This window comes from Cedecea sp., from assembly GCF_036500665.1.
Classification (GTDB): domain Bacteria; phylum Pseudomonadota; class Gammaproteobacteria; order Enterobacterales; family Enterobacteriaceae; genus Cedecea.
Window position 1 is genome coordinate 25,857 of the sequence record NZ_DASYBS010000029.1, and the last position, 18,622, is coordinate 44,478.

The following is an 18,622-nucleotide window of genomic DNA, read 5'->3' on the forward strand; positions in this document are numbered from 1 at the left end:
TACCTGATCGAATATCCAGTTTCAATCGGCGATGGCGTAAAAATTCCAGAAATAAATGATTAATTACATGGGGTTGTAACGTCGGGTTTTAATAACTGGCCGCAATGAGTGCAGCGATATTCGGCTTCGCCACGCAGAACCCGATTGTGGCGGCGCACGGTGAGCTGATGCTGTTGGCAGGGGCAGCGGTAGGGGAAGGTATTTTTGCGTACCGAATCGACTTCAAACTTATGCGTGCGGCGGGCCGGGACGCCGAGCACGGTTTCCATCATCCATTTCCACTCTCTGCCGTGAGGGGCAACGCGGCCAAAATGCTTCCAGACCAGCAGATGAGCCAGTTCATGGGGCACAACTTCGTCGACAAAAGCCTGCTGATTTTCCATCAGCAGCACCGGATTGAGGCGAATTTCGTAGCTTTCCAGCCAGGCGGTTCCGGCGGCGGTGCCGCGCTGCTGATAGACCATTTTGGGCTCAGGATAATGGGTGCCTAAATGCGAGTTGGCCTGCTGAAGTTTTTCACGCAGGCAGCGCATCACGGCTTGCTGGATGGCGATAGGGAGTCGGGGGGCTTTCATAAAGGCAGAGAATAATGGGGCGGGAAGCGGGGTGCAAGCCCCTCCCGCTACCGGGAAGGGCCATTCGGGCTTAGTCGTGCGCGCCGATTTCGCGTAATTTACGGCCTTTCATCAGGTTACGTTCGATGTGTTCCAGCGAGACGTGTTTTGTCTCAGGAATAAGCCACAGCGTCAGGACGATGAAGAACAGGTTCAGCGCCGCATAAACCCAGAAGGTATTGGCGTTGCCCAGCGTGTTCAGCATGGTCAGGAAGGTGGCACCGACTATCATGTTGGCAATCCAGTTGGTGGCGGTGGAACAGGTGATGCCGAAATCACGCCCTTTGAGTGGCTGGATTTCGGAGCACAGTACCCAAATCAGCGGGCCTGCGCTCATGGCGAAGCCAACGATAAACATCAGCAGCATGGCAATCGCGAAGTACTGCGCGCCCTGAGAGTGGATACCGATGTGCAGCATGGTGCCCAACACGCCCATCCCAACGGCCATGACCAGGAAGCCGAGCACCAGCGTAGGTTTACGCCCCCAGCGATCCACCAGGCCGATAGCGATGAAGGTTGCCAGCACGTTAATCAGGCCGACGATCACGGTGCCCCACATTTGCTGCGTGGTGTTGGCGAATCCGGCAATTTCAAAGATTTTTGGCGCGTAGTACATGATGACGTTCATGCCGGTGAACTGCTGCATGACCTGCAGCAGCACGCCAAGAAAGACCGCACGACGGAAGTTAGCGTTGTCCTTAAATAACGCCCAGCCGCTCTGTTTGACCTTCAGGCTTTCGCGGATTTCTTCCAGCTCACGTTTCGCCTCTGCGCTGGTATCGCGCAGGCGCAGCAGCACGCGTTCAGCATCGTGGAAACGGCGCTTGGCGGCAAACCAGCGCGGACTGTCCGGCAGGAAGAAAACGCCGACAAGCAGCAGCAGAGCGGGAAGGGTGATCACGCCCAGCATCCAGCGCCAGGATTCGGTGTAGCTGAAAGCGGTATCGGAGAGATAGGCGCCCAGAATACCGATGGTGATCATCAGCTGGTACATGGAGATCATGCTGCCGCGGATCTTCTCCGGCGCAATTTCTGACAGGTAAAGCGGGGCGGTGTAGGAAGCGACGCCGACGGCCAGGCCCAGCAGAACTCGAGAAACGATTAACACTTCAACGTTGGGCGCAAAGGCCGAGAACAGGGAACCAAGCACAAACAGCACGGCACCGATCATCAGGCTGTATTTTCGCCCCAGTTTGAAGGAGAGCCAGCCGCTGCCGACGGCACCGACGGCAGCGCCGAACATCATCGAGCTCACCACCCATTCCTGGGTGTGGGAGGTGATGGCGAAGTCTTTGGCGATAAACGGCAGCGCACCGGCAATCACGCCGATATCCAGGCCAAACAGCAGGCCGGCGAGTGCGGCGAGGAAGCAGACGAAAAAGGTCATGCTTTTGTTTGAGCGCCCGGATTTTTTATTGTCAGGCATAACGCCCTCCACGTGGGTTATTCGGATTTGACGGTTTTAAGGGTAGGTCAGCGAAAGGCAAAAGTGTGTGATGATAATCACAGCTATGTAATCGGTTACACTAACAATACGGATTAAAAAGAGGCGGCATGATGATAAAACATGAGATTGATGGTGACTAAAGTCCATGGCACGGTCAAAAATCAGCTTAATCTGAAGCGTTATGTAACAAATGATGTGTCTGAGCTGAAGGCCGATCAAAAGGGATGGCAGAAGTCTTTATTTTTGGGTGTAATCGGTTTCACGATGACGGGGAACGACTAGGGGAACGGGAAAAAAGAGGCGTGCTGACGCAGCGCCAGAAAGCAAAAGGCCAGCATAAGCTGGCCTTTAAAGCACAAAGCGGTGGCGAGTTATTTCAGGCCAGCGGCTTCACGCAGCAGTGCGGCTTTGTCGGTTTTTTCCCATGGGAAATGTTCACGACCAAAGTGACCGTAAGCGGCGGTCTCTTTGTAGATTGGGTGCAGCAGATCCAGCATCTGGATCAGGCCGTACGGACGCAGGTCGAAGAACTCGCGTACCAACAGAGTCAGCTGCTCGGTAGAGATTTTTTCGGTACCGAAGGTTTCCACCATGATGGAGGTCGGTTCTGCCACGCCGATAGCGTAGGACACCTGAATCTCACAGCGGTCAGCCAGGCCTGCAGCCACGATGTTTTTCGCAACATAACGCGCAGCGTAGGCAGCAGAACGGTCTACTTTAGACGGATCTTTACCGGAGAATGCGCCGCCACCGTGGCGAGCCATGCCGCCGTAGGTATCAACGATGATTTTACGCCCGGTCAGACCGCAGTCACCCATTGGGCCGCCGATAACAAAACGGCCGGTTGGGTTGATGTGGTATTTGGTGGATGCATTCAGCCACTCGCCCGGCAGAACAGGTTTGATGATCTCTTCCATCACCGCTTCCTGCAGGTCTTTCAGCGCGACGTCTTCGGAATGCTGAGTAGACAGCACCACCGCATCGATACCGACGATTTTACCGTCGTCATACTGGAAGGTGATCTGGCTTTTCGCATCCGGACGCAGCCAAGGCAGGGAGCCGTTTTTACGCACTTCAGCCTGACGCTGCACCAGACGGTGGGCGTAGGTGATTGGCGCCGGCATCAGCACGTCGGTTTCGTTAGTCGCGTAGCCAAACATCAGGCCCTGGTCGCCCGCGCCCTGCTCCAGCGGATCGGTACGGTCAACGCCCTGGTTGATGTCCGGGGATTGCTTACCAATCGCGCTCAGAACGGCACAGGAGTTGGCATCAAAGCCCATATCTGAATGCACATAGCCGATCTCACGCACAGTGTTGCGGGTGATTTCTTCGATATCAACCCACGCGCTGGTGGTGATTTCGCCGCCAACCAGAACCATGCCGGTTTTAACGTAGGTCTCACAGGCTACGCGTGCTTTCGGATCCTGCTCGAGGATAGCGTCAAGGACGGCGTCGGAGATTTGGTCAGCGATTTTATCAGGATGCCCTTCAGATACAGACTCGGACGTAAAAAGGTGTTTAGCCATATTTTCTTCACCCTAAAAGGATTTATTTAGTTCAGGCTGCTGCTCTGCGCCGGAATTGCGGCGAGATAGACCAACCCGGGAACTTATTGCCACAGATTGAAAAACAGGCAGTCTAACAGTTAATCAGTATAGATGGATTAACATCTGGACGGCCATTTTAGATTAGACAATCGGCAGATAGCCAGATTTTTTTAAGCTAACGGCAACATGTGATAAATCTTAGGTGGAAAGTGTTGCTGACACTGCTGGCAATTTACGCATTTTTGTTTTGCTTTTTACCCCTTATATGGGTATAAAGCGGCGCGCGCGGCTTACATCAAAAGCACACGATTTGTGTTGCCCACTTCCAGCCGGGTTGAGCAATTATTTAGAGCCTGTCAGGTACAGTGTTCGCAGCTTTGGCTTGTCGCATACATGTTCAACGTATGCGTGGAGGTGATACGAGTAATGAACCGCCGTCATTCAATTAACCTGGCCCGCCGTTCTGGCGCGCATATGCTCCTCGCAGCCTGCATCTCATGTTTTCAAACTTGCCGATGTTTTACCCATCTCGGCGCTTCTCAGGATCCCCGGGCCGGTCTGTAATCCGCCGTGGTCACTGAACAAGGGCGCTCTTGTAATACAAGAGTTTTCTCGTGGTTTCGCCGTCCTGTCATACAGGGTTCGGATACGTGTTTTACAATGATATGAAAATGAAACCGGTCGCACAGCCTGGCTGTCAGCGTCTTGTGCTGTCAATACGCGCTGTTAATGGGTTGTTATTGCAGGATACCCCTGCGATAGTAGTCAACTGTTTTGCACAATCGACAAAATTTGAGGTTCGCCATGACTGACAAAATCACTTCTGTTTCGGGTTCGTCAGTGGGCGAGCAGGATGTACATCGTTCCATTCAGGAGGTTGCCATGAGCTCCGAGGAAGCCAGCAAGATGCTGCGTACATACAATATTGCCTGGTGGGGCAATAACTATTACGACGTCAACGAACTGGGCCACATCAGCGTTTGCCCGGATCCGGACGTTCCTGAAGCTCGCGTGGATCTCGCCGAGCTGGTGAAAGCCCGCGAAGCTCAGGGCCAGCGCCTACCTGCGCTGTTCTGCTTCCCACAGATCCTGCAGCACCGCCTGCGTTCAATTAACGCCGCCTTTAAGCGTGCGCGTGAATCCTACGGCTATAACGGCGATTACTTCCTGGTTTACCCGATCAAAGTTAACCAGCACCGCCGCGTAATTGAGTCACTGATCCATTCCGGCGAGCCGCTGGGCCTGGAAGCAGGCTCTAAAGCCGAGCTGATGGCGGTGCTGGCGCACGCTGGCATGACCCGTTCTGTTATTGTTTGTAACGGCTATAAAGACCGCGAATACATCCGCCTGGCGCTGATCGGCGAGAAGATGGGCCACAAGGTCTACCTGGTTATCGAGAAGATGTCCGAGATAGGGATCGTGCTCGAAGAAGCTGAGCGCCTGAACGTAATTCCTCGCCTGGGCGTTCGTGCACGTCTGGCTTCCCAGGGCTCCGGTAAGTGGCAGTCCTCCGGCGGTGAGAAATCCAAATTCGGCCTGGCGGCAAACCAGGTTCTGCAACTGGTGGAAATCCTGCGTGAACGCGGCCGCCTGGACAGCATTCAGCTTCTGCACTTCCACCTCGGTTCGCAGATGGCGAACATTCGCGATATCGCCACCGGCGTTCGTGAGTCCGCGCGTTTCTACGTTGAGCTGCATAAGCTGGGCGTGAACATCCAGTGCTTCGACGTTGGCGGTGGCCTGGGCGTGGACTACGAAGGGACGCGTTCCCAGTCCGATTGCTCCGTTAACTACGGCCTGAATGAATACGCGAACAACATTATTTGGGCAATCGGCGATGCCTGCGAAGAGAATGGCCTGCCGCACCCGACGGTGATTACCGAGTCCGGCCGCGCCGTGACCGCGCACCACACCGTACTGGTTTCCAACATCATCGGCGTTGAGCGTAACGAATACACCGAAGCGACCCCGCCTGCGGATGACGCGCCGCGCGCGCTGCAAAGCATGTGGGAAACCTGGCTTGAAATGCACCAGCCGGGCACGCGCCGTTCGCTGCGTGAATGGTTGCACGACAGCCAGATGGACCTGCACGATATTCACGTCGGCTACTCCTCCGGGGCGTATAGCCTGCAGGAACGTGCCTGGGCCGAGCAGCTCTACCTGAACATGTGCCACGACGTGCAGAAGCAGCTTGATCCGAGCAACCGCGCGCATCGTCCAATCATCGACGAGCTGCAGGAGCGCATGGCGGACAAAATGTACGTCAACTTCTCGCTGTTCCAGTCGATGCCGGACGCATGGGGCATCGATCAGCTGTTCCCGGTGATGCCACTGGAAGGGCTGAACCACGCGCCTGAGCGCCGTGCCGTGCTGCTGGATATCACCTGTGACTCCGACGGTGCAATCGACCACTATGTGGACGGCGACGGTATCGCAACGACCATGCCAATGCCGGAATACGACCCGGAGAACCCGCCAATGCTGGGCTTCTTTATGGTAGGCGCGTATCAGGAAATTTTGGGCAACATGCACAACCTGTTCGGCGACACCGAAGCGGTGGACGTCTTCGTCTTCCCTGACGGTTCTGTGGAAGTTGAGCTGTCCGACGAAGGCGATACCGTGGCGGATATGCTGCAGTACGTGCAGCTCGATCCGAACAAACTGTTGACCCAGTTCCGTGACCAGGTGAAGAACACCGGCCTTGACGATGCGCTGCAGCAGCAGTTCCTCGAAGAGTTTGAAGCCGGCCTGTACGGTTATACGTATCTGGAAGACGAGTAAGTTATCGCTTTCCCTCTCCTCTTTGAGGAGAGGGGCAAAGACGGTTCGATAGCCTATACTCTCTTGAACCCGTATGAATTAGCGGCGATAATCCGCTCAATAAATAGCAGTCCCCCAATCCAATCCCTTCCTCGTCGGGTTTAACGACGCGGAGGGGATTTTTTTTAGGCTTTTTTAACCCCAACCGAGAGGTCAGACAATGAGCACCTTAGGCCACAAATACGATAACTCCCTGGTATCTAATGCCTTTGGTTTTTTACGTTTCCCGCTGAACTTCCAGCCGTACGATAGCGATGCAGACTGGGTGATCACCGGCGTTCCGTTTGATGCGGCAACTTCCGGTCGCGCAGGTGGCCGCCACGGCCCGGCAGCGATTCGTCAGGTGTCTACCAACCTGGCATGGGAAGGCAACCGCTTCCCGTGGAACTTCGACATGCGCGAGCGTCTGAACGTTGTGGACTGCGGCGACCTGGTCTACGCCTTCGGCGATGCCCGTGAAATGAGCGAAAATCTCCAGGCGCACGCCGAGCGTCTGCTGGCTGCCGGCAAGCGTATGCTCTCCTTCGGTGGTGACCACTTCGTCACTCTGCCGCTGCTGCGCGCGCACGCTAAGCACTTCGGCAAAATGGCGCTGGTTCACTTCGATGCCCACACCGATACCTACGCGAACGGCTGCGAGTTCGACCACGGCACCATGTTCTACACTGCGCCAAACGAAGGCCTGATCGATCCGAATCACTCCGTGCAGATCGGTATTCGCACCGAGTTCGACAAAGATAACGGCTTCACCGTGCTGGATGCCTGCCAGGTTAACGATCGTGGCGTAGACGATATCATTGCCCAGGTTAAGCAGATCGTCGGTGACATGCCGGTTTACCTGACCTTCGACATCGACTGCTTGGATCCCGCGTTTGCGCCAGGTACTGGTACGCCGGTGATTGGCGGCCTGACCTCTGACCGTGCTATCAAGCTGGTTCGTGGTCTGAAAGATCTGAGCATCGTGGGGATGGACGTGGTGGAAGTGGCTCCGGCCTACGACCAGTCTGAAATCACCGCGTTGGCTGCGGCAACTCTGGCACTGGAAATGTTGTATATCCAGGCAGCCAAGAAAGGCGAATAAGCCCTACGCGCTGATTGCTGCTGCGCAGGGCCTGTGCAGCAGCATTCCGGGATATCACTCTCATGCAGTGGCACCCGCCGCCACTGTGTGCTGAGCAGCCAGTTCTGTGGCATGGCTTAACAGCAAGGCGCTGGCTCTCGGAACCAGCAATATCCTGACTATGCTATTCGCCGTATTTTTCTTTCAGGCGAGCAATAATTCTATCCATCGCCTCGCGCTCTCGGGCAAAGCTTTGTGCATAGCGAGTTTTCCCCTGCAGCCCCAGCATTGGCCGCCAGACCTGCGGTGGGTTATGTTCCGCTCCTTTGTTGACCGGGTCGTTTACATCCGGCTGACAGGCTGCAGCCACCTCCGCTGGCCATACCGGAATTTTACTGGTCGCCATCACCAGCCAGCGCGGAAAACTGATCACAAAGAAAACGGGCAACTGAAGAGCATTCACCAGCAGACCAAGCCGCCCGAACAGCTGCTTGCTGAGATAGAGCAGCCCAAACAGCCAGCCCTCTTTCTGTTTTTCCACCGGTGAGCACCAGGGAACGGTATCCACCAGGTCCGGGAGATACTCATCGCCTTCTTCCATATAACAGCGGATAAATTCCCAGTACATGAGCATGACCTCAGGCCCCTGGCTCAAATCAATCGGAAGGGGAATCGCCTTCGCGACCGTGTCCCCGTCCTCTTCCGTGGTACATCCCACAATGGTCCATTGTGTTGAGAATCCCATCTTTGCTGAAGTCAGGACAAAGTGGATATCCCTCCACGGTACAGACAGCACCGTTCCGCCGGACTGATATACATACACCATCCCGTTTTTACGGTTGAAACGGATCGGATAGTAGGTACTGAAAAACGCCTCAGATGTCATTACTCGATATGCTACCCAAGAGAGCGGAAGTGATATTAAGCACCAGACCACAATCAAACATATCCAGGTCTGCAGCGGATACCCACCCTCCCAGAGCATAGGAACTATCAATGAGAGAAAGGTGCCTATAAATATCAGACAAAAAAAGAATGCCCCTGCCAGCGTCCATGTTCCGCGCCAGTTATAAAACCGATCAACCAGTTCTAGGTACGTCGAGTTCAGCCGCACCACGCTGTCAAATCCAGAAATTCCTTTCACATCCGTGTCGCCTGTTTTCTGTGAATAAACCCGGGAGACGCCTTTATCACTGAGACGAAGAAAACCTTTGTTGAACCGCTTTGACGGGTCAGCTGGAAGTCGCTTCAGAGGATTAAACATGCGCCGCCCCCTGTGCGTTCAGGGCCATATAGCCGTCCTTTTCCATACGTGCATCCGGATAGATACCCGGAATATCACCCTCGTCCGGTGGCATCCGCCGCCACTGCGTGCTGAGCAGCCAGTTCTGTATGTTGTTCCGGGTATGGCTTAACAGCCAGGCGCTGGCTCCCAGAACCATCCTGACTATGCTATTCGCCATATTTTGTCTTCAGACGAGCAATAATTCTATCCATCGCCTCGCGCTCTCGGGCAAAGCTTTGTGCATAGCGAGTTTTCCCCTGCAGCCCCAGCATTGGGCGCCAGACCTGCGGTGGGTTATGCTCCGCCCCTTTGTTGACCGGGTCGTTTACATCCGGCTGACAGGCAGCAGTCACCTCCGCTGGCCATACCGGAATCTTACTGGTCGCCATCACCAGCCAGCGTGGAAAACTGATCACAAAAAAAACAGGCAACTGCAGCGCATTCACCAGCAGACCAAGCCGCCCGAACAGCTGCTTGCTGAGATAGAGCAGCCCGAACAGCCAGCCCTCTTTCTGTTTTTCCACCGGTGGGCACCAGGGAACGGTATCCACCAGGTCCGGGAGATACTCATCGCCTTCTTCCATATAACAGCGGATAAATTCCCAGTACATGAGCATGACCTCTGGCCCCTGGCTCAAATCAATCGGAAGGGGAATCGCCTTCGCGACCGTGTCTCCGTCCTCTTCCGTGGTACACCCCACAATGGTCCACTGCGTTGATAATGGCATCTTTGCTGAAGTCAGGACAAAATGAAGCTCCTGCCACGGTACAGACAACACCGTTCCGCCGGACTGGTACACATACACCATCCCGTTTTTACGGTTAAAGCGGATCGGATAGTAGGCACTGAAAAATAACTCGGAGGTCATCATCCGGTATGTGAGTAAAGAAGCTGGCAATGTAATAACCCACGTTAAAATAGCCGCAAACCAAATGCCAAAACTATATCCCCCCCATCCCAGAAGTACTCCGATGGTGCCGTAACAAAACAAACCAAAGAACATGCAAAAAAAGAAGGCTCCTGCCAGCGTCCATGTTCCGCGCCAGTTGTAGGATCGGTCAACCAGTTCCAGATAGGTCGAGTTCAGCCGCACTACGCTGTCAAATCCGGAAATCCCTTTCACATCCGGGTCGCCTGTTTTCTGTGAATAAACCCTGGAGACGCCTTTATCACTGAGACGAAGAAAGCCTTTGTAGAACCGCCCTGAAGATGGATCAACAGGGAATCGCTTAAAAGGATTAAACATGTGCCGCTCCCTGTGCGTTCAGGGCCATATAGCCGTCCTTTTCCATACGTGCATCCGGATAGACAGCCGGGATATCGCTCTCACCAGGCGGCACCCGCCGCCACTGGGTGCTGAGCAGCCAGTTCTGTATGTCGTTCCGGGCCTGGCTTAACAGCCAGGCGCTGGATCCCAGAACCAGCAGCATCCCGACAAATATTCCCGCTGGCCCCAGAAAGAACGCTGCCACAGACCCCGCCAGAGTGGCATCTGCCACCCCAAACAAGGAAAAGATAGCGATTGTTATTCTGCTGCCCCCTCCAATTGTCATCATCCCGACACCTACGGAATTAATCAAATGCCCCAGACCAATACCTAATTTTCCGTCGAGGGCATCAGATAGCCCATTCCAAAACTCAATAACGGAATAAGTTAAACCTCCACCATACCCTAACCAGCTCCAGATACCCGCTCCCACAACCTTCATGGCACCGTTCCTGATTGCCGATAAGGCCGATGGCAGCGCTAGAGACATCAGCGGCGTCATCGCCAGCCTTAGCGCCTCCGCCATGGACGCCACTGCCATGCTGGCATTCGCTGCAAACACCGCCTGAGCTTTGCCCCCGGACGGCAGGCCGCTTTCTTTCACCCCATAATGCAAAATCATCCACTGGAAGTACGCCGAGAACACCGTTCCGCCAAACGTCATGCCTTTCGCCGCCATTTCCGTCGCCAGCGCGCCGGGTTTCATTCCGCTCAGCTTTGCCACCGATGAATTCAGTGAAGACGGGAACAGCATCCGCGCCAGTTCATCCTCCGTGAGCATCGCCGTGCTGAGCTTCGCCAGCCGCTCTTTCACCGGCAGGGCTGCCAGCGCCTTTGCCGCCGTCACGTCCAGGATGCGCGGCAGCGCTATCTGTCCAGCTGCATTCTTCGGCTGCTCTTTCACAAGCCGTTCAGCCAGCTTGCGCATTGCGGTGTACAGCTGGCCGCCGCTTTTCCCGCTCATGTCCAGCAGCCCGGCTATCCCCCGGGTCATCGCCCCGACAAAGTTTTTTGTTCCCGGCTGCACACTGACCGCCGAGAACGCCTTGCCCTGCATCGCCAGTATCCCGATAGCAAAGCGTACCGGCGTGCCTTTCACCATCAGGTCTATCGACTTCATCATCGCCTCAGACCACAAGAGACTGAGTTTTTCCAGCCCCGTCAGAATGGCCCCGGCATAGTTGCCGCTGTATTCCTTCGCACCGTCTGCCAGACGGTCCCAGCTCATCCCCAGCCACCAGTCCGGGCCACCGGTTTTCAGCTCAGAACCCACCTGTGCTATCCACCCGTCATGATTAAAAAATGCCGCCCGCTGCAGAAAGTTCTCCGGGGTCAACGGGGCCTGATTCAGCTGCTGGTCGATGTGGGTGATGACGCCGCCCTTGTCATTCATCCCGGCCAGTATTTTCGCTACCGTCTGGATATAACGGCCACCACTGTGTGAGCAGGTCGGATCAAAATGCTGTACAAAGTAATCGGCCATCACCGGCCCCTGCAGCCAGGCCAGGTACATTCGGGTGACGGGAATGACGGAGTTGTTGTCATACTCCGTTAACCAGTCTTTAAGGGTCTGGCTGAACGCTCGCTCTTGTGTCCGGTCGATGTATTTTTCATAGCCGTTCTGCCAGGTCTCATCCACCCGGTCAGCCCGGCTGGCGTCGTTCAGGACGCGCATTCGGTCAGCCACATCTGGAGCCGGGAAATGTGGCCCCGCCGGGCTATCCCAGCCGTAACGCATCTTCTGCTCAAAACGCGCATCGCCGGTTTCTGCTGAAAGGTAAAAATGATTACGCATCGCCAGCTCAACGCTGCCAAGCATGGTCTGCAGTGCAATCCCCCGGCTTAGCGACTGATCGGTGGCAATGGCCTGCTGCATACGGTAACGCGCCAGCGCTGAAATCTCTGTCGCCACCCCGACTGGGTCGGCAAGTATCAGAATCGCGCCGTTTCCGGCGTTCAGGGCTTCTGCGGCTTGCTGCAGGTCGGTCGCGGAGTGGCTGCCGATCGTTTTGAGAGGGGAGGGGGTCCAGTTTTTAAGGGTACTGCTGTTTAGCCCCGGACTGTATTCGGCCACGCTGCTGAGTTGGCTAAACGGCAGCGCCTGCTGCCCGCTGTGGTTCCGGAACCACGCATCCATATCAAATTTCTGCATGTACCGGCTGCGAAAAGTCTCCACCTCATGCTGCTGGCGGACTGCCGGTGTCCATTGCTCTTCTGACCATGCAAACCAGTACACCCCGTTCGGCATACCTGCCGGTTTTACCGGCAGCGTCACCAGCGACGCGGCCGCCAGCTCCGCTGGCTGGGTGATACACGGTTTCATCTCACCGCATTCAACACGAGGCGGTACAATGCCATTTTCCGGTAAGGGATAAAAATAGCCGTCTCCGGTCGCGTAATAATTTATCCAGCGCCGTGAACGCTCAGCCCAGATATACAGATAACCCTGCCGCATCAGGCGAGCGGCATACTCAGCCCCGCCTTCAGCCATTACCGGCATACTAATATTATTGGGGAGTACAGGCAGCGTATCGCCTTTTTCTATGACCGCCGGTCGCACCGGTAATATGGGTAAACCGTAACGACGGCAAAATGTGCATCCTTTTTCGTTGCTCATAGTGAAGAAATTCCTTTTCCTGTCAAAGGGGGGGCTATCCGACAGCCCGGAAAGTTTTAACCCTTATTCTTTAGTGGTTATTTCCGCATCATACACTGAGAGTGACATAACCAAAATTCCTTATGTGGTGTATGGTGTTAGATAATCTCTGACTGCCCCGGAGACTCTCGCTGAAAGACAAATAGCCGACTATTGCCTAAGGCAAAAGGCTGGTGGCGTTTCAGGTGTATCTTGAGTAAAAAAAGTTAGCGAAGGTGCATGGTCTGGTTCAGGGGAGCTTTGCTTACACATCCCTCTCCTTATGAGAGGGATGAAAATTTGGATAGTGGGGGGCGCTTTACTTTATCCCGTCCGCCGCCATGCGGTCGCGGATATGCTGGGCACGAGCGGCCGAGGCCGGGTGATCGTCCAGCATGGAGCTTTGGCGACCTTCGTCGAGCTTAGCCAGTTTCTCGAAGCTGGTGGCAAGACCGGTCGGGTTGATGCCGCGTTTGCGCAACAGATCGTAAGAGTAGTCATCCGCCTCGGACTCCTGGCGCTGGGAGAACTGAGCGTTCACCAGTTTTTCGCCTAACTCCCCAAGCTGAGACTGCGACAGGTTGCCTATCACGCCGCCCGCAGAAGCCGCTGCAACACGTGCTGCGTTAGCGCCAAGCGCGACCTGCATGCCTTTTTTCACGTGACCGAGCGCGACGTGTCCCATTTCGTGGCCAATCACCGCTTCGACTTCGTTGTCATCCATTATGTCCATCAGGCCGCTGTAGACGCGGATGCAGCCGTTCGCCATCGCGAAGGCGTTGACGTCCTTGGTGACGTATACCTTGTAGTTGACCGGCAGGCCGTTGATGTTATCGCCCAGCGCGGAGGCAATTTTGTTCAGCCGCTGGGTATAAGGGCTGTCTGCCGGAGCAATCGTGGCTTTGCTGTCCTGCTGCTTACAGGCGTCATCGCTCAGGGTTTTGACCTGGGCATCGCTTAGCGTGTAGGCCTGGAAAGCTTCGGCTCCGGAGGTAAGTAGCCCGTTGGAGTCCATTCCCTGGCAGCCGCTCAGCAGGGCCGCGACGCTCAGGCTCAACAATATTGGGCGCATCTTCATGGCCATTTTTCCTTTCTTTATAATAGGTAAAAACAGAATCGGATTTACCGCAGGCGAGGCGGCTCCACACTCAGTATAAAGAAGAATAAATAGCCTGCGCATCAGGTTGCGCAACTTGCGAGCGTTATCCAGAGATTTCTTACCCTGTCAACGGCGCACCGCATGTACATGACCATTCCCCTGGTGTACATTGTTGTCACATTTTCGGGCGTAGCCCATAACGCATCGTAGTCAAGGCGCGATCTTCAACCATCCGATCTGGAGTCAAAATGTCCTCTCGTAAAGAGCTTGCCAATGCTATTCGTGCGCTCAGCATGGACGCAGTACAAAAAGCCAAATCCGGTCACCCGGGTGCCCCTATGGGCATGGCCGACATTGCCGAAGTCCTGTGGCGTGATTTCCTGAACCATAACCCACAGAACCCGTTATGGGCCGATCGTGACCGCTTCGTGCTGTCCAACGGCCACGGTTCTATGCTGATTTACAGCCTGCTGCACCTCAGCGGTTATGACCTGCCGATTGAACAACTGAAAAACTTCCGTCAGCTGCATTCTCAGACTCCGGGCCACCCGGAAGTGGGCTACACCGCAGGTGTTGAAACCACGACTGGCCCTCTGGGTCAGGGTATCGCGAACGCGGTCGGTATGGCTATCGCAGAGAAAACGCTGGCGGCGCAGTTCAACCGCCCAGGACACGACATCGTGGATCACTTCACTTATGCCTTCATGGGTGATGGCTGCATGATGGAAGGCATCTCTCACGAGGTTTGCTCTCTGGCCGGTACCCTGAAACTGGGTAAACTGGTTGCGTTCTATGACGACAACGGCATCTCCATCGACGGCCACGTTGAAGGCTGGTTCACCGACGATACCGCGAAACGCTTTGAAGCCTACGGCTGGCACGTGGTGCGTGGCGTTGACGGTCACGATGCAGCCGCTATCAAACGTGCGGTAGAAGAAGCACGCGCTGTTACCGACAAACCTTCCCTGCTGATGTGCAAAACCATCATCGGTTTCGGTTCCCCGAACAAAGCGGGTACCCACGACTCACACGGCGCGCCGCTGGGTGATGCAGAAATCGCCCTGACTCGCGAGCAGCTTGGCTGGAACCACGCGCCGTTCGAAATCCCTTCTGACATCTATGCTCAGTGGGATGCGAAAGAAGCCGGTCAGGCTAAAGAAGCGGCATGGAACGAGAAGTTTGCTGCCTACGCGAAAGCCTTCCCGCAGGAAGCCGCCGAATTTATTCGCCGCGTGAAAGGTGAAATGCCGGCTGACTTCGATGCAAAAGCAAACGAATTCATCGCTAAGCTGCAGGCTAACCCATCCAAAATTGCCAGCCGTAAAGCGTCTCAGAACGCGATTGAAGCGTTCGGCCCGCTGTTGCCAGAATTCCTGGGCGGCTCCGCTGACCTGGCGCCTTCTAACCTGACTATCTGGTCCGGCTCTAAAGCGATTAACGAAGATACCGCCGGGAACTACATCCACTACGGCGTGCGTGAATTCGGTATGACCGCTATCGCCAACGGTATCTCCCTGCACGGCGGTTTCCTGCCGTACACTTCTACCTTCCTGATGTTCGTAGAATATGCCCGTAACGCGGTGCGTATGGCTGCGCTGATGAAACAGCGTCAGGTAATGGTTTACACCCATGACTCCATCGGCCTGGGCGAAGATGGCCCGACTCACCAGCCGGTTGAGCAGGTTGCTTCCCTGCGTGTGACCCCGAACATGAGCACCTGGCGCCCATGTGACCAGGTTGAGTCTGCGGTGGCGTGGAAATACGGCGTTGAGCGCCACGACGGTCCGACCGCACTGATCCTTTCCCGTCAGAACCTGGCTCAGCAGGATCGTACCGAGCAGCAGCTGAAAGACATCGCTCGCGGTGGCTACGTGCTGAAAGACTGCGCGGGTCAACCTGAGCTTATCTTCATCGCCACCGGTTCCGAAGTTGAACTTGCCGTTGGGGCATGGGACAAGCTGGCTGCCGAAGGCGTGAAGGCGCGCGTGGTTTCCATGCCTTCTACCGACGCGTTTGACAAGCAGGATGCTGCTTACCGTGAATCCGTGCTGCCGAAAGCCGTTACTGCTCGCGTGGCTATCGAAGCCGGCATCGCCGACTACTGGTACAAATACGTTGGCCTGAACGGCGCTATCGTTGGCATGACCACCTTCGGTGAGTCTGCGCCAGCGGAACTGCTGTTCGAAGAGTTTGGCTTCACCGTTGAAAACGTGGTGAAACAGGCTAAAGCGATTCTGTAATCGCGGGCTAGTTAAAAAAGGCGCTTCGGCGCCTTTTTTTATGCCGATTATTCCACTTATGCCCTGTTCTTTATTCCACCACTGCGGCGCTCAGTTGCAGTTATTCCACCAAAACTGTGATGTGCGTCAGAAGTTGAGCGGAGCATAATGGGGTATCGTTCCTTTTATTCCCGCTTTCGCTTAACATAGCTGAAGCGTTTCAGTCGAATAAATGTTCGACAATTAAGCAAACAAGTGCAGTTTCATGAGTGCGAGGATTCCCCTCAGGCGGTTGCTGGATTACTCTGTCAGCCACTTAATCCCAGGGATTCTGGCAGGAGAGATATGACCGTACGCATCGCTATTAATGGCTTCGGTCGCATTGGGCGCAACGTGGTACGTGCTTTGTACGAATCCGGTCGCCGTGCGGAAATTACCGTGGTAGCAATCAACGAACTGGCAGATGCTGCGGGTATTGCACATCTGTTGAAGTATGATACCAGCCACGGACGTTTTGCCTGGGATGTGCGCCAGGAGCGCGAAGTTCTGTTTGTGGGTGATGACAGTATTCGTCTGCTGCACGAACCGACTATTGCAGCGCTGCCGTGGAGAGAATTGGGCGTTGATATCGTTCTGGACTGTACCGGCGTCTTCGGGTCCCGCGCGGATGGCGAAGCGCATCTCGCCGCAGGGGCAAAAAAAGTCCTTTTCTCGCATCCTGGCGGCAACGATCTCGATACCACCGTTGTTTATGGAGTTAACCACGAACTGGTGGAAGATAGCCACCGCATCGTCTCCAATGCCTCCTGCACCACAAACTGTATTATTCCTATTATTAAACTGCTGGATGAAGCGTTTGGCATTGAGTCCGGGACGGTCACTACCATCCACTCGGCCATGCACGATCAGCAGGTTATTGACGCTTACCACCCTGATTTGCGACGCACTCGCGCGGCGAGTCAGTCGATCATTCCGGTGGATACGCGTCTTGCGGCCGGTATCACGCGTATTTTCCCACAATTTAATGACCGTTTTGAGGCGATCGCAGTGCGCGTTCCCACGATAAACGTGACGGCCATTGATTTGAGCGTGACGGTCAGAAATTCAGTAAATGCATGTGAAGTCAACCACTTGCTGCAAAAAGCGGCACAGGAAGCATTTCATGGTATAGTTGACTATACGGAATTACCGTTGGTCTCGACTGATTTTAACCACGATCCGCACAGTGCCATCGTCGACGGCACGCAAACGCGGGTCAGTGGGCAACATCTGATTAAAACTCTAGTCTGGTGTGATAACGAATGGGGCTTTGCCAACAGGATGCTCGATACCACGTTGGTTATGGCTCAATGGATTTCAGGTAAGGCGCACGTTGCGTCTGCAAAACTTTAAGAATCAACGAGAGGATTCACCATGTCTGTAATTAAGATGACCGATCTGGATCTGGCGGGCAAACGCGTTTTCATCCGTGCCGATCTGAACGTGCCGGTTAAAGACGGGAAAGTCACCAGCGACGCGCGTATTCGTGCTTCTCTGCCGACCATTGAACTGGCTCTGAAACAGGGCGCTAAAGTCATGGTTACTTCTCACCTGGGTCGTCCAACCGAAGGTGAGTACAATGAAGAATTCTCTCTGCTGCCAGTGGTTAACTACCTGAAAGACAAACTGTCCAACCCGGTTCGTCTGGTAAAAGATTACCTGGACGGCGTGGAAGTGGCTGCAGGTGAACTGGTTGTTCTGGAAAACGTTCGCTTCAACAAAGGCGAGAAAAAAGACGACGAAGCGCTGTCCAAAAAATACGCGGCACTGTGCGACGTGTTCGTGATGGATGCATTCGGCACTGCTCACCGTGCGCAGGCTTCTACCCACGGCATCGCTAAATTTGCTGACGTTGCCTGTGCAGGCCCGCTGCTGGCAGACGAACTGGAAGCGCTGGGCAAAGCCCTGAAAGAACCTGCTCGCCCAATGGTTGCTATCGTTGGCGGTTCTAAAGTTTCTACCAAACTGACCGTGCTGGACTCCCTGTCCAAAATCGCTGACCAGCTGATCGTTGGCGGCGGCATCGCGAACACCTTCGTTGCCGCCCAGGGCCACAACGTGGGTAAATCCCTGTACGAAGCAGACCTGGTTGATACCGCTAAAGAACTGCTGACCCGTTGCGATATCCCGGTACCAACCGACGTTCGTGTTGCCACCGAGTTCTCCGAAACTGCGACCGCAACCCTGAAGTCCGTTAACGACATCAAAGACGAAGAGCAGATTCTGGATATGGGCGACGTTTCCGCTGAGAAACTGGCTGAAATCCTGAAAAACGCGAAAACCATTCTGTGGAACGGCCCGGTGGGCGTGTTCGAATTCCCTAACTTCCGTAAAGGGACCGAAATCGTTGCTCGCGCTATTGCCGACAGCGAAGCCTTCTCCATCGCAGGCGGCGGTGACACTCTGGCGGCTATCGATCTGTTCGGTATCGCAGACAAAATTTCCTACATCTCCACCGGCGGCGGCGCATTCCTCGAGTTCGTGGAAGGCAAAGTACTGCCAGCAGTCGCCATGCTTGAAGAGCGCGCTAAGAAGTAATTCCTACGGGCAGGGTATCCTGCCCGTTGATTTATTGCCGCCCGGCAAGTC

Annotated in this window: 15 protein-coding genes; 7 read left to right on the plus strand and 8 right to left on the minus strand. The window is 55.0% G+C overall.

Annotated features, from left to right (window positions below; genetic code table 11):
* Positions 1-59 precede the first annotated feature (59 nt).
* The 3 genes from VGM55_RS04690 to metK all read right to left on the minus strand — a co-directional run bounded on the left by VGM55_RS04690 (position 60) and on the right by metK (position 3,587).
* Positions 60-575, minus strand: a complete 516-nt coding sequence (locus VGM55_RS04690; protein ID WP_154189327.1) for a SprT family zinc-dependent metalloprotease — start codon at positions 573-575, stop codon at positions 60-62.
* A gap of 70 nt (positions 576-645) precedes the next feature.
* Positions 646-2,040 carry a sugar porter family MFS transporter gene (locus tag VGM55_RS04695; RefSeq protein WP_331634746.1) on the minus strand — a complete coding sequence of 465 codons (1,395 nt, stop codon included), beginning with the start codon at positions 2,038-2,040 and terminating at the stop codon, positions 646-648.
* A 392-nt stretch (positions 2,041-2,432) separates the two neighbouring features.
* Positions 2,433-3,587, minus strand: a complete 1,155-nt coding sequence (metK, locus tag VGM55_RS04700) for a methionine adenosyltransferase (protein ID WP_331634748.1) — start codon at positions 3,585-3,587, stop codon at positions 2,433-2,435.
* A gap of 447 nt (positions 3,588-4,034) precedes the next feature.
* On the opposite strand from metK, the gene VGM55_RS27590 reads away from it, so the two are divergent.
* From VGM55_RS27590 to speB, 4 genes are all read left to right on the plus strand, one after another.
* Positions 4,035-4,172 (plus strand): hypothetical protein, encoded by a 138-nt coding sequence (locus VGM55_RS27590; protein ID WP_422653162.1) that lies wholly within the window; start codon positions 4,035-4,037, stop codon positions 4,170-4,172.
* Between the two features lie 107 nt (positions 4,173-4,279).
* Positions 4,280-4,420: an acid stress response protein YqgB gene (yqgB, locus tag VGM55_RS04705; RefSeq protein WP_370527354.1), complete on the plus strand. Its 141-nt coding sequence runs from the start codon at positions 4,280-4,282 to the stop codon at positions 4,418-4,420.
* Positions 4,413-6,389, plus strand: coding sequence for a biosynthetic arginine decarboxylase (gene speA / locus VGM55_RS04710; protein ID WP_331634749.1), 1,977 nt, complete (start codon positions 4,413-4,415; stop codon positions 6,387-6,389). The genes yqgB and speA overlap by 8 nt, the downstream gene beginning before the upstream one ends.
* A gap of 199 nt (positions 6,390-6,588) precedes the next feature.
* Positions 6,589-7,509 (plus strand): agmatinase, encoded by a 921-nt coding sequence (gene speB, locus VGM55_RS04715; RefSeq protein WP_331634751.1) that lies wholly within the window; start codon positions 6,589-6,591, stop codon positions 7,507-7,509.
* Positions 7,510-7,672: 163 nt separating this feature from the next.
* On the opposite strand, the gene VGM55_RS04720 is transcribed toward speB, so the two are convergent.
* The 5 genes from VGM55_RS04720 to VGM55_RS04740 all read right to left on the minus strand — a co-directional run bounded on the left by VGM55_RS04720 (position 7,673) and on the right by VGM55_RS04740 (position 13,754).
* Positions 7,673-8,752 (minus strand): DUF6708 domain-containing protein, encoded by a 1,080-nt coding sequence (locus tag VGM55_RS04720; protein ID WP_331634752.1) that lies wholly within the window; start codon positions 8,750-8,752, stop codon positions 7,673-7,675.
* The gene (locus VGM55_RS04725) at positions 8,745-8,951 is read right to left on the minus strand and encodes a hypothetical protein (protein WP_331634754.1); all 207 of its coding nucleotides are present in this window, start codon (positions 8,949-8,951) and stop codon (positions 8,745-8,747) included. The genes VGM55_RS04720 and VGM55_RS04725 overlap by 8 nt, the downstream gene beginning before the upstream one ends.
* A complete protein-coding gene (locus VGM55_RS04730; protein WP_331634755.1) occupies positions 8,941-10,020 on the minus strand; it encodes a DUF6708 domain-containing protein in 1,080 nt (359 codons plus the stop codon). Before VGM55_RS04730 ends, VGM55_RS04725 begins: the two co-directional genes overlap by 11 nt.
* Positions 10,013-12,658, minus strand: a complete 2,646-nt coding sequence (locus VGM55_RS04735; RefSeq protein ID WP_331634756.1) for a T6SS effector BTH_I2691 family protein — start codon at positions 12,656-12,658, stop codon at positions 10,013-10,015. Before VGM55_RS04735 ends, VGM55_RS04730 begins: the two co-directional genes overlap by 8 nt.
* A 337-nt stretch (positions 12,659-12,995) precedes the next feature.
* Positions 12,996-13,754, minus strand: coding sequence for a M48 family metallopeptidase (locus VGM55_RS04740; protein WP_331634758.1), 759 nt, complete (start codon positions 13,752-13,754; stop codon positions 12,996-12,998).
* Between the two features lie 269 nt (positions 13,755-14,023).
* Here VGM55_RS04740 and tkt point away from each other — a divergent pair, with 269 nt between their 5' ends.
* From tkt to pgk, 3 genes are all read left to right on the plus strand, one after another.
* Complete coding sequence (tkt, locus tag VGM55_RS04745) at positions 14,024-16,015, plus strand: transketolase (protein ID WP_154189324.1); 1,992 nt, start codon at positions 14,024-14,026, stop codon at positions 16,013-16,015.
* 324 nt (positions 16,016-16,339) lie between these two features.
* Entirely contained in the window at positions 16,340-17,386 is a 1,047-nt protein-coding gene (gene epd / locus VGM55_RS04750; protein ID WP_331634760.1) for an erythrose-4-phosphate dehydrogenase, read from the plus strand.
* 21 nt (positions 17,387-17,407) lie between these two features.
* A complete protein-coding gene (gene pgk / locus VGM55_RS04755) occupies positions 17,408-18,571 on the plus strand; it encodes a phosphoglycerate kinase (RefSeq protein WP_038479059.1) in 1,164 nt (387 codons plus the stop codon).
* The last annotated feature ends 51 nt before the right edge of the window (positions 18,572-18,622 follow it).